The organism is Cutibacterium sp. LaCa_89, from assembly GCF_058177555.1.
The window spans coordinates 1,281,371-1,293,423 of record NZ_CP190889.1; the positions used below are offsets into that span (position 1 = coordinate 1,281,371).

12 protein-coding genes and 1 tRNA gene are annotated in these 12,053 nt (G+C 62.5%); 1 reads left to right on the forward strand and 12 read right to left on the reverse strand.

What is annotated here, in order from left to right; all coding sequences use genetic code 11:
- Positions 1 to 51 precede the first annotated feature (51 nt).
- From ACP8LP_RS05950 to metX, 5 genes are read right to left on the reverse strand one after another with little or no spacing between them, the layout of a single operon-like run.
- A complete protein-coding gene (locus tag ACP8LP_RS05950) occupies positions 52 to 870 on the reverse strand; it encodes a polyprenol monophosphomannose synthase (RefSeq protein WP_484483338.1) in 819 nt (272 codons plus the stop codon).
- Positions 851 to 2,440: an apolipoprotein N-acyltransferase gene (gene lnt / locus ACP8LP_RS05955; RefSeq protein WP_016667691.1), complete on the reverse strand. Its 1,590-nt coding sequence runs from the start codon at positions 2,438 to 2,440 to the stop codon at positions 851 to 853. Before lnt ends, ACP8LP_RS05950 begins: the two co-directional genes overlap by 20 nt.
- Positions 2,437 to 2,928, reverse strand: a complete 492-nt coding sequence (locus ACP8LP_RS05960; RefSeq protein ID WP_016667690.1) for an Lrp/AsnC family transcriptional regulator — start codon at positions 2,926 to 2,928, stop codon at positions 2,437 to 2,439. Before ACP8LP_RS05960 ends, lnt begins: the two co-directional genes overlap by 4 nt.
- Positions 2,925 to 3,575, reverse strand: coding sequence for a methionine biosynthesis protein MetW (gene metW, locus ACP8LP_RS05965; protein WP_036975992.1), 651 nt, complete (start codon positions 3,573 to 3,575; stop codon positions 2,925 to 2,927). Before metW ends, ACP8LP_RS05960 begins: the two co-directional genes overlap by 4 nt.
- Complete coding sequence (gene metX / locus ACP8LP_RS05970) at positions 3,551 to 4,777, reverse strand: homoserine O-acetyltransferase MetX (RefSeq protein WP_016667688.1); 1,227 nt, start codon at positions 4,775 to 4,777, stop codon at positions 3,551 to 3,553. The genes metW and metX overlap by 25 nt, the downstream gene beginning before the upstream one ends.
- 67 nt (positions 4,778 to 4,844) lie before the next feature.
- On the opposite strand from metX, the gene ACP8LP_RS05975 reads away from it, so the two are divergent.
- Positions 4,845 to 6,062: an acetyl-CoA hydrolase/transferase C-terminal domain-containing protein gene (locus ACP8LP_RS05975; protein WP_016667687.1), complete on the forward strand. Its 1,218-nt coding sequence runs from the start codon at positions 4,845 to 4,847 to the stop codon at positions 6,060 to 6,062.
- Here ACP8LP_RS05975 and ACP8LP_RS05980 read toward each other — a convergent pair whose 3' ends face one another.
- The 7 genes from ACP8LP_RS05980 to prcB all read right to left on the reverse strand — a co-directional run bounded on the left by ACP8LP_RS05980 (position 6,063) and on the right by prcB (position 12,022).
- Positions 6,063 to 6,911, reverse strand: a complete 849-nt coding sequence (locus ACP8LP_RS05980; RefSeq protein WP_016667686.1) for an HAD family hydrolase — start codon at positions 6,909 to 6,911, stop codon at positions 6,063 to 6,065.
- Positions 6,912 to 7,118: 207 nt separating this feature from the next.
- A tRNA-Pro gene (locus ACP8LP_RS05985) sits at positions 7,119 to 7,192 on the reverse strand.
- Between the two features lie 63 nt (positions 7,193 to 7,255).
- Positions 7,256 to 8,626 (reverse strand): ribosome biogenesis GTPase Der, encoded by a 1,371-nt coding sequence (gene der / locus ACP8LP_RS05990; protein ID WP_016667685.1) that lies wholly within the window; start codon positions 8,624 to 8,626, stop codon positions 7,256 to 7,258.
- A 64-nt stretch (positions 8,627 to 8,690) separates the two neighbouring features.
- Positions 8,691 to 9,362, reverse strand: a complete 672-nt coding sequence (gene cmk, locus ACP8LP_RS05995) for a (d)CMP kinase (RefSeq protein WP_484483339.1) — start codon at positions 9,360 to 9,362, stop codon at positions 8,691 to 8,693.
- Between the two features lie 62 nt (positions 9,363 to 9,424).
- Positions 9,425 to 10,546 carry a prephenate dehydrogenase gene (locus tag ACP8LP_RS06000; protein ID WP_252906089.1) on the reverse strand — a complete coding sequence of 374 codons (1,122 nt, stop codon included), beginning with the start codon at positions 10,544 to 10,546 and terminating at the stop codon, positions 9,425 to 9,427.
- On the reverse strand, positions 10,509 to 11,186 hold the full coding sequence (gene prcA, locus ACP8LP_RS06005) for a proteasome subunit alpha (protein WP_016667682.1): 678 nt from the start codon (positions 11,184 to 11,186) through the stop codon (positions 10,509 to 10,511). Before prcA ends, ACP8LP_RS06000 begins: the two co-directional genes overlap by 38 nt.
- Positions 11,183 to 12,022, reverse strand: coding sequence for a proteasome subunit beta (gene prcB / locus ACP8LP_RS06010; RefSeq protein ID WP_016667681.1), 840 nt, complete (start codon positions 12,020 to 12,022; stop codon positions 11,183 to 11,185). Before prcB ends, prcA begins: the two co-directional genes overlap by 4 nt.
- Between the last annotated feature and the right edge of the window lie 31 nt (positions 12,023 to 12,053).

A 12,053-nucleotide genomic window follows, 5' to 3' on the forward strand; every position in this document is an offset into this window, starting at 1 on the left:
GTGCCCCGCAGAGAAGCTCCGCGGGGCACTCTCATGGTCTCTGGTTTGGCCTCAGCGCTTCGAGCGACGGTCCTTGATGTCGCCAGCAACCTGCTCAGCCCGTTCTAGGGCGACGTGCCCGAGATCCTTGAGCTGGTGAGAACGGTAGTCAACCCCCCACAAGGTGGTGCGAAGCAGAGCCTCGACGACGATTTCCTTGCTCATCTTGGAGTTGCCGTACTCGCGCTCGATGAACTCAATCGGCACCTCGGCGACGGTCATGCCCTTCTTGAGGGTGCGCCACGTCAGGTCGAGTTGGAAACAGTAACCGGCCGAGGCAACCTCGTCCAGGCCGATCGTCCGCAAGGTGTTCGCGCGGAATGCGTTGAAACCACCGGTGGGATCCTTGACACCAATTCCCAGGCACATCCGGGTCCACAGGCCGCCACCACGCGAGATGAGCTCACGGTACTTCGGCCAGTTGACGACGGATCCACCCTTGACGTAGCGAGATCCCTTGACCATGTCGGCATGCTTGAGGGCCTCGAGGAGCAACGGCAGTTGCTCGGGTTGATGGGAGCCGTCGGCATCCATCTCGACGAGGATGTCGTAGCCGTGGTCCAAACCCCAGTGGAACCCGGCAAGGTACGCGGCGCCGAGGCCTTCCTTGCCCTTGCGATGCAGGACGTGAACGTGATCGTCTGCAGACGCCAGACGGTCAGCGATCTCACCGGTGCCGTCCGGAGAATTGTCGTCGGCGACGAGAACATCGACCTTCGGATTAGCGCGGCGGGTGCGCGCGACAATCGTCTCGACATTCTCCGCCTCGTTGTAGGTCGGAATGATGACGAGGACCTTGTCGAGCCGGACCTCAGTGCCGGTGGTGAACATTCCTCTCCGATCTGTTGTTTGCTTGTGCGAGCATATCGCGACGACGTCGAATCACCGACACCACTACCGCGCCAGCCGCAACGAGAACGACGACGACCCGTAGCCACATCCCCATTCTCACGGCCAGCGTCAGCTCGGACTCCAGCGGAACCCGCACCGTGAAATTGGTGTGCGCTCCCTCTTCGGTACGCAGGGATACTGAGCCATCCGGATTGACCAACCCAGAAAAGGAATTTGTCGTCGAGACGATGATGTGTCTCCCAGTTTCAACCGCGCGCGCTCTGGTGATCTGCCATTGCTGGGGAGTTTGGGCGGTATCGATGAATGACGAGTTGTTGGATTGAACCGCAAGAATTCTTGCCCCATGGCGAACCGTGTCCGCGACAGTGTCGTCATAGGCAACCTCGAAACAGACCACCACACCGATCGGAACCTTCGTCCCAGAAATAGTTGAGTCGAGGACACCCGGAGTCGTCCCCGGAACGGACTGGCGTCCAATATTCTCCAGTATGGGAATGAGTGGCAGGAAGAATGACCTGGCCGGAATCCACTCACCGAACGGCACCAAGTTGCGTTTGTGATAGATGGATGTCGGCTTGGGTGACGACGCCGGCCACCACATCGACGTCGTCTGGCGCTCGTCATCGCCGGGTCCGTCGGTCACTGCTCCCACGAGAATTGGCCGCTTCGAGATGGCCAGCGCCCCCATGACGATCTGGTGGCTCTTGACGTCAAGAACTGGATCGATGTCGGTGGAGTTCTCGGGCCACAGGATCATGTCGTGTGCGCCCTTGCCTGAAACCCGTTGCTCGGCGACGGCCATAATCGTCTGGGACAGATGATTGTCCGTGACGGACCGGGCATAGCCCATCGCGTAGGGACCGGCAGTACCGTCCACTCCCCCTTGGACGACGAGTACCCGAACGCTGTCATCATGAGTGTCGCGTGTGGCGATCGTCCCTGACACGGTCGCCAGGACTGCGACGACGACGAGTTCTGCCATGAGGCCAACCGCATTGTGGACTCTCCTCTTTCCTCGGGCAGCGACGACACGCGCCAAGAGGGCTGCCGCCAGGGCCACAAGAAGACTCGTCCCCGTCGTCCCAGCCCACCTCAGGGCTCCGACCCATGGAGTGTCGACGACAGTCCAGGCCAGCCGAACCCAGCCGAACCCCCCAAGCGGGACCGCAGCGGCTCCCACTTCTGTGGCCGTCCAGACCATGGCCTGGAACAAAGGCGCACCGGGCAGGACACTGACGCAGCGGATGGCCCACCCGGCCAGGAGACACCACAACGCCATGACGGCAGTGAGAAGCACCGCCACCGGAGGGCCCATGACGCCGACCCAGGCGATGGTGGTGGCGAACAGGCCGAGACCGAAGAGGTATCCCAGACCCGCCGCGGCACGGCCTGTCGTGGGACGGACGAGCAGGATGAGTGCGGCGAGTCCTGGAATGACGAGGATCCACCAATCCAGCGGCTGGAATCCAGTACCTGTGGCGGCTCCGGCGGCAAGTGCAGCCAGGCCGCGCAGCCACGACGTGTGCGAAAGGTGGGAGAGGTGTGTCACCGGGTACCCAGCATGCCGAGATCGTCGAACATGGTGTCGAGGACGACGACCGTTTCCGTCCCGCAGTGACACTCCTTGCGAATGCGGGTGACCAGCTGGTCGAGGCGACTGGTATTGGGGGCCTGAACTCTCGCCAGGTAGGAGGCTGCGCCAGCGATGGAGTGGCAGCCTCTCACCTCCGAGAAGGTCTTCAGGACGTCGGGGATCCTCTCGTCCTCCCCAGGATCGATGGGGTTGAGGAAGATGAAAGCCGTAATGCCTGCGCCGATGGCTTCCAGGTTCAGGGTGGCGTGGTAGCCGCAGATGATTCCCTTGGCTTCGAGCCTCTTGACGCGCTGCTGGGCGGCTGAGGTGGACAAACCCGTCTGATGTCCGAGCTCAGTCCACGACATCCGACCGTCTCCCTCGAGCAGACTCAGGATTTGGCGGTCGGTGGCTTCCAGGATCGGCGACCGATTTTCGTCCTCCTCGTCGTGGTGCTTGGTCATGAGTGGCTCCTCCCTGTCCCCGGTTCGGCCCAGTGGGATCTCAGCACGTGAATGGTGGATCCGGCGAGCAAATTCGGTGCCGCAGATGCTACCCGGGACGGGCGACCCCGGCCGTCGAGGCAGACTCTTTTGACAATCTCCAGGTCGAACTCGGCGAACCAGTCCTCGAGGTCTGCCACGCCGGAATACGACTGGTTGGGGGTGTCATGCCAGGAGTACGGCAGATCGTGGGAGGCCGGCATCCTGCCTCCGATGATCTTGAGTCGGTTGCGCCAGTACACGAAGTTCGGCACGAGCAGGATGAGCAGGGTGCCGATGCGTGCCATTTCCGCTAAGACGACGTCAGGAGAGACGACGGCCTGCAGGGTCTGCGACAAGATGACGACGTCGTAGGAGTCGTCGTGGAACTCTCCCAGGTCCTCGTTGAGATCCATCCCCAGCACCGGCACCCCCGCCGACATCGCGGTGGCGAGGGAGGACTGATCCAACTCGACACCGGTCCCCAGACAGTCTCGGGTGGTGATGAGGTGACGGAGCAAGGAACCGTCGCCACATCCAAGGTCTAGGACGCGGGAATGGGACGGCACGAGCGAGGTGATGATGCGTTGATCGGGACGGAGTGTCACAGCGTCGTCTCCCTCGTGCACAGGTGGCCGTCGAAGTGTGGTGCCCGCGGTGATGCCCTCATCGGCAACCGGTCGGCGGTGAGGAAGGCCTTGACGAGGTCGTGGTAGGGGTCGAGCTTCATGAGGAAGGAGTCATGACCCCACGACGAGGCAATCGTCGCGAAACTCACTGGTAGCCCTCCCCCCTCGAGATGACGGGCAATCCGGCGTGAGTGGGCCGGGGAGAATCGCCAGTCGGTGTCGAAGCAGATGACGAGGAAGTTAACCGGATCTGCCGCCAGTGCGTCGGTGGCCCCGGCGCGACCGAACGGGTCGAAGTAGTCCATGACCCGAGTCAGATAGATGTAACTGAGTGGGTCGAATCGGGTGAGGAAGGCCTCGCCCTGGTGATCAAGGTATGACTCGACGGCGAAGTTGATGCCGAACCCGCGTTCCACCGATTCGGACTGACGAGACCGTCCGAACTTCTCGGCGAAGGCGTCCTCGGACAGATAAGTGATGTGAGCGAGCATCCGCGCGATCGACAATCCGGTGTTTGGGCGGACGTCGTCATAGGTGCCATCCGCAAAGGCTGGATCGCGTAGGATCGCCTCGCGTCCCACCGCGGAGAACGCGATGTTCTGAGCTGTCAACCCGCTCGACGAGGCAATGATGATGGCGTTGTCCAGGGTCGACGGGTACGTCAGCGACCAGTCGAGGGCCTGCATACCGCCCATGGAGCCGCCGACAACGGCGTGAAAGTGCTCCACACCCAGGTGCTCGGCGAGTCGCAGGTGCACTTCGACGAAGTCGTGCATGTCGATCTGAGGGAAATCGAGTCCCCAGCGTTTCCCGGTGTCCGGATTGGTCGAGGCCGGTCCAGTTGTACCGGAACAGCCTCCCAGCAGGTTGGAAGCAATGACGAAGAAGCGGTCGGTGTCGATGGCGCGACCCGGTCCGATGATGTTGTCCCACCACCCTGGGCGATCCGCTCCCGGGTGGAAACCCGCTGCGTGGGCGTCTCCGGTGAGAGCGTGACAGATGTACACCGCATTGTCACGAGCTTCATTGAGAGTGCCGTAGGTTTCGTAGGCGACGGTGACGTGATCGAGACGGCCACCAGCGATCAGATGGAGAGGGTCGTCCGGCGTGGCAACCGTCGCGTACTTGGTCTCGACGGTCCCGACTCCGGGGCCTACGGGGCTGGTTCTGTGCGCTGGCAGACGGGGTGACATCGCGACCATTCTGCCAGTTCTCGTCGTCGTGCCCACCATGTGAAGGGTCCCAGCCACTACTCTCTTTGTCGTGCGCATGATGGATCAAGTCGGCCTTGAACGCGTCTTGCGGGGTGTGGCAGGCCAGCCGCGGGTCGTCTGTGGCGGTTCGGGGGCCACTCCCGTACCACTCCTGGGCATCATCGACCGGTGTGTCGAGACGTGGCGGTTGGTGTGCATCAATGCGCCAGTCGGTGTACCCACACGCAAGGACGTCGTTCACGAGACGATCTTCATCGGCCCGGGTAGTCGACGTGCCGAGAGCCTCGAGTACGTCCCCTGTCGTTTAAGCCTGGCACCGAGCCTCTACGAGGAGCGACTCGCGCCCGACATCCTCGTTCTGCACACCAGCACGCCACGCAATGGCACCGTGAGCATGGGTATTGAGGTCCAGGTGTTGCCGGCCGCCCTCGACGCGGCCAAGCGGCGAGGTGCTCTCATCATTGCCCAGGTCAATCCGAACATGCCCCATGTCCTCGGCGACGGGATCGTTGACGTCGATGACATTGATATCGGTGTTTTCGTCTACGCTTCTCTGCCAACTGCCTCCATGCCGTCCCCGGGTCCGCTGGCCCGCCAAATCGGTGACCGGGTGGCTTCTCGGATCCGTGACGGCGCCACCCTCCAGGTGGGGATCGGTGCGGTTCCTGACGCCGTCGTCGCTCAGCTGCCCGAGAACATCCACGTAGGCGTGTGGACCGAACTCCTCACCGACTCCATCCGCCTCCTGGACGATGCTCATACCCTGGACGATCGCGTCGTCACCGGCACCTTCGCGATGGGAACACCCGCCTTGTACGAGTGGCTCGACGACAATCCGCGGGTGCGGTTGCTACGCTGCGAGACCACGAATGACCCCGGGACCATCGCTGGCCAACCCAAGGCCACCAGTGTCAATACGGCTTTGCAGGTGGACCTGTTCGGTCAGGTCAACGCAACTCGCGTCGGTACCAAGATCTATTCCGGGGTCGGTGGATCCACCGACTTCCTAGTGGGCGCCATGCACTCCCCCGGTGGTCAGGCCCTCATTGCCATGCGCAGTTGGCATCCGAAAGCCAACCGCTCGACGATCGTGGACGTGCTTGATTCACCGGTTTCGGCGATCCAGCCCTCGGTCATCATCACGGAGCAGGGCACGGCTGAGCTGTTCGGAAACTCCCAGAATGAGCAGGTTCGTCAACTCATCGAGAACACTGCCCACCCGGAGGCCCGCGACCATCTCTGGCGGCGGGCCAGGGAGTTTGGGTTGGCCTGATCAGGCGTCGGGTACTTCGACGTCGAGGAGCTTGGCGAGGACCGTGATGACGCCATTCTCCTTGTAGGACGGAGCAACGTAGTTCGAGGCCTCAATGATGTCGGGATGGGCGTTGGCCATTGCGAAGGACCACTTCGCCAGCGGCATCATCTCAAGGTCATTGAGGAAGTCGCCGAAGATCGCTGTCTGGCCCGGGGTGACACCCAGATCGGCCTGCACAGCCTTGACGGCACTGCCCTTGTTCACGCCGGAGTTCATGATGTCGACCCAGTTCGGGGTGGCAAGGATGACCTGGTGGTCAGGGGCGATGCGCTGCATCGTCGGGTGAGTGACCTCGGAGGCCTCGCCGAAGTCATAGATGGACAACTTGATGACGTCGCCGGTGTGCTCGGTGAGGTCATCGACGACGGTGTGGCTGTGATAGTAGGTCGCGACGTGGGAGACAAAAAGGTCATCCCCGCGTTCAAGGTACGCGATGGACTTGGTCGCGACGACCAAACCGACGTCATGCCCATCTTCGGCGAGCCTTCGAACTCCCTCGATCACCTCGTGCGCAAGGTCGGGGTCGATGATCGATGAGGAGACGTCGGCGCCATCGCGGACGACATAGGTACCGTTCTCCGAGATGATTGGCATCCCGTCGAGGTGGGAATGAAACATCGTGGACAGGGTGGCGCACTGGCGTCCGGAAGCCGGTACGAAGGCGACGTCACGATCCTTCATGATCTCCAGAAGTGGCCACAGCTGGGCCGGGATGTTCCCCTCGCCGTCGAGGAGGGTGCCATCCATGTCGGAGATGACCAGTCGGAGATCGTCGGCGGGGGCAGGAAACGGGGTTGGCTTCGGCATGTCCACCCGCTCAGGATACCGATCCCGGAGTGTGACAGGGAACGAAGACGACGAGCCCATCTGAGATGGCCGGGACCAGAAGCGCAGCACGCGCCCGGTGCCCGGCCCCAGCAACAACGAGCACCCCCGGGGGAGTCATGGGGGGAGGGACTCCTATCCAGAAATGATTAATGCCTGGTGAGAATCACCTTCTCACCAGGCATTTCGTCGGGCTGACAGGATTTGAACCTGCGACCCCTTGACCCCCAGTCAAGTGCGCTACCAAGCTGCGCTACAGCCCGATTGGATCGCTCGGCGATCCGGAGAAGTACACTAGCGTACTTCCGCTCCTCCAACCAAATTGGTCACTTCTTTCCGCGCCTCTCGCGTGGACGGATCTCGACGTGCACCGGTGATCCGGCGAAGCCGAAGTCCTCGCGCAGCCGCCTGATGATGAACCGCACGTATCCCTGGTCGAACATCCCTGAGGTGAACAGGGCGAAGGTCGGCGGGCAGGTGTGAGCCTGGGTACCGAAGAGGATCCTCGGCTGCTTGCCACCACGCACGGGGTGGGGATGTGCCGCCGCCAGACGTCCGAGGAAGGCATTGAGCTTTCCGGTCGAGATCCTCGTCTCCCAACCTGCGGCAGCCGTCTCGATGGCCTTTTCGAGCTTGTCGACGTTGCGACCCTTGAGAGCAGAGATGTTGACCCGCGGAGCCCAGGAGTAGGCCTGCACGTCACGTTCGATCTCGCGCTCCAGATAACGACGACGCTCGTCGTCGGTCAGATCCCACTTGTTGTAGGCGATGACCATCGCGCGTCCGGCCTCCTCGACCATGGTGAGGATGCGCAGATCCTGGTCACTGATCGGCTCCGAGGCATCGATGACGACGACGCACACCTCGGCGCGCTCGATGGCCGCCCGGGTACGTAGGGACGCGTAGTACTCGTGCCCCGAGGCTTCCTTGACCCGCTTGCGCAGTCCAGCAGTGTCGATGAACTGGTACAGGGTGCTGCCAACGGTCACCAACTCGTCGACCGGGTCAACCGTCGTCCCGGAGACATCCGAGACCACTGCACGATTCTGACGGGCCAGACGGTTGAGAAGCGAGGACTTGCCGACGTTCGGCTTGCCGACGATGGCAACACGGCGCGGACCACCGGTCGTCTCGTAACTGGCCGGGCTCTCTGGCAGCACCTCAATAAGGGCGTCGAGAAGGTCACCCGATCCGCGGCCATGCATGGCAGACACCGGGTGGGGCTCCCCCAGACCGAGGTTCCACATCGTCGCGGCCTCGGCCTCACCACGCACGTCGTCGACCTTGTTGGCTGCCACGACGATGGGTTTGCGTGACCGCCTCAACACCTGGACGACAGCCTCGTCCTCGTCAGTCGTACCGACATTGGCGTCGACGATGAACAGCACCGCGTCGGCCGTCGAGATGGCCAGCTCAGCTTGCTCAGCGATCATGGCGGCCATGCCTGAGGCATCGGAGGCCCAACCACCGGTGTCTACGAGCACGAACTGACGACCGGACCACTCGGCGTCATAGGACACCCGGTCTCGGGTTACGCCGGGGACATCCTGCACAACAGCCGCTCGGCGTCCGAGGATGCGGTTGACGAGGGTGGACTTACCCACATTGGGCCGCCCGACGACGGCGACGACCGGCTTGGGAAGGGCTTCCTCGGTGCCGTCACTGGGGCCGTCGAGGAACTCGGGCGAATCGGACATGAGGGCACACTCCTGCTAGGGGACTGAACCACGGTACACGCACTCGCGCCCGTGGAAATATCGTTCAGCGCAGCGACTGAGGAACCAGGCCGATGACGGCGTCGATGACCTGCCCCAGATCGAGATGGGTGGAGTCGACCAAGGTCACCCCTTTAGCGGGCTGCTCAAAGGTGGACACCGTCGAGTCGTCACGGTCACGACGCACGATCGAGTCGATGACCTGTTCCATGTCGACCTTCTCCCCCAACTCAGCCTGACGACGCGCGATGCGAACGGCAGGATCGGCGACCAGGAGCACTCTCACCTGGGCGTCGGGGCACACAACCGTGGTGATGTCGCGACCTTCCATGACGATGCGTCCGCAGTTGGCCGCAATCTGGCGCATGCGAGCGGTGAGGGCGTCTCGAACAGGCTGAATGGTCGCAACCGCAGACACCGTGGCACTGGTCTCCGGATACCGGATCTCTTCGGTGACATCGTCACCGTCGATGACGACGAGGTCGTGGTTGGCAGAGGTGTCAATGTCCAACCGGCAGGTACGAGCCACCTCGATGGCGTCGAGCGGATTGGCCTTCGGATCAATTCCAAGATGGGCAACACGACAGGCCACCGCGCGATACATCGATCCGGTGTCCAGATGGGCCACGTCGAGTCGATTGGCAACCCCGCGAGAGGTCGACGACTTACCGGACCCGCTGGGCCCGTCAATGGCGATGACAAGAGGTGAGGGTGACACGTTCTGCCTGCTTTTCGATGACGATCCGACCAGGCGAGACTATCGGCATCCACCGACAAGGGTCAGGAACGCACCGACCAGCCATGATCGCGCATTGAGGCCCTCAACTGCTCCGCACGATCCGGGGCGACATCGATGGACAGGAAACCAACCTCACGAGCCGGATCATGCTCCACCGACAGGTCCTCGACATTGACCCCAGCAGCCTCGACATCAGCAAACAACCTGGCCAGGCCACCAGGCGCATCGGGAATCTCGACGACGACGACGCTGATCTCCATCATCTGGTGGCCATGCTTACCGGTGATCTTGCGTGCCCCCGACTGCCCGACGCCCAGGAATTCCTCCAGACGGTCCGGGTCGTCCAGACGAGACAGCAGGTCGTCAAGATCGTCACGAATGGCTTCCAGCTGACGACGAACCTCAGTGCGATTGGAGTTGAGGATCTGACGCCACATGGTGGTCTGGGAACGAGCCACTCGCGTGATGTCACGGATCCCCGATCCTGCCAGCCTGAGATGTTGAGGACGAGCATGTCGCAGATTGGCCGCCGTGAGGATGCTCATGAGGTGAGGAAGGTGGGACACCTCGGCGACGGCTCGGTCGTGCTCGTCAGCATCCATGCTCACCACACGAGCGCCGCACGTCCTGGCCAGAGCAATGACCTGCTCGACGTCATCATGCCGGTTGTCAGTACGGGGAGTCACCACCCAGGTGCGGTCGACGAACAGTTCGTCGGAAGCTGTCAATGGGCCTGTGTACTGAGTGCCAGCCATGGGGTGTGAGCCGACATACCTGGTGACATCGACATCTCGACCAGCTGCCAAGTCGATGAGTTCGGCGAGCACCGCTCCCTTGACCGACGCGGTGTCCGTGACGACGGCGTGGGGATGACGGTTGAGGCGCTCGACGATGGTCGAGGCGACGGCGGCGGGTGGGGTTGCCACCACGACGACCCGATACGCATCGTCGTCGAGGCCGTCCAGCTGGCCTGCGCCACGTCCGGCCGCCACCAGGGCGTTGCCGCGATCGATGTCCCACAGGTGGACGTCAGCCCCCGCGGCGACGAGGGCTTTCCCGACTGACGCACCGATGAGTCCTGCACCGACGATGAGAATGGGACCCCTCAAGGCCAGTGCAACGTCCTCAGGACTCGTCACTGTCAGCCTCCAGCACGGTGGCAGCGTCGAGACGGCGGAAATGACGTCGGGTCGAGGCGTGGCGATCGAGTAGTCCCACTTCTATGCTCTCTGGTTCGGCGTCAAGAACGCTCATCGAAGCCCGAACGACCTCAGACACCGACACATGGTCCGGCAGGTCGAAAGACTTCTCAGAAGCCACTCCCATGAGAACGGGATCAGTGCTGGCACGCACGGTCCCGTCGAAGTCAATGGTGTATAAGCGATCCTCGGAAGGGACGAGGCCGAGCTCTGCCACCGTCACCTGGACCTGATAGGGCTTGATATCAGGGCAGGAAAAGACCTTGCCGATAACGCGGGAATACATGCTCGCCAAGCTGCGTCCCGTGACGTCGAGTCGGTCATAGGCGTAGGCACGGAGGTCGGCGAAACGGATGCCCGCCACCCGCAGGTCCTCGGCCTCATGGAAGATCCCGACCGCGGCAAAGGCGAGCCGATCATGGATCTCGGAGATCGACCTCATACCCCTGGGAAGATCTGCACCACGCTGACGGGCAACCAACGCAATGCCCTCCGCGCAACGAGCGACAATGACGCCGTCGCCTCCATCACGGATCGAATCAGACACGAAACTGGCCCGGTCGGCCACCCACTGACTCGGTGGAACGTAGGCAGGAATCGTCATGACTGGACCTCCTCGTGCTCCGCCTCGGCAGTGATCTCGTCGACGACCCGCTTCGCCAACACCGCGACTTCCTCGGTGGGAATCCGCCTGACACCGGTGGAATCGGCATGGGCAACGGTCGGGTACAGACCACGAGACAGATCAGGTCCCGACAGCGCCGAAGTGGTGCTGTCACTGATGGCGGTGTGCAGGGCGCGAATCGCGAGCATGATGGCTTCGTCGCGATCCATCCCGGGGCGGTAACCGTCATCGAGGACATCGGTGGCGAACAGAGTCCCGGACCCGACGCAGGCGTGGGCGTGCTTCTCGGTGCGTCCACCCGTTCCGTCATAGGAAAAGATGCGTCCGCGGTGAGCGAGGTCATCCCACCCGGTCAACAACGGCGTCACAGCCATCCCCTGAGCCATCATTGTGCCGTTCGAGCGCACCAGACTCGACAACCTCGCGGCTCGACCGTCCATGCTGATCCGTTGCCCCTGGATCTTCTCGAGGTGATCAACCTCGGCCTGAAAGAGACGAATCATTTCCCCCGCGAGCCCCGCTGCGCCTGCAATTCCGATCACACAGCGATCATCGGTACCGAGAATTCGGTCAATATCTCGCTGATCTGGGTGCCGCGTCATCGCCGATCCGAGATCGGCGGCGGCTATCACGCCCCCGCTGCAACGGATGGCCAGCACCGTTCTGCCGTGCCTCGACAACTCAGGAACACTGGTGTCCACCGTCGTCGGAGGCAGCAGCTCAGGGGCCACACGCCTCAGGAACAGTGCAAACGAATCGGTGGTTGTACTCGATGTGAGGTAATCCTCATCGAGATCGGACAGCGACAGTGGCATGACCCTCCTCGTCACGGATGCACTCGGGATT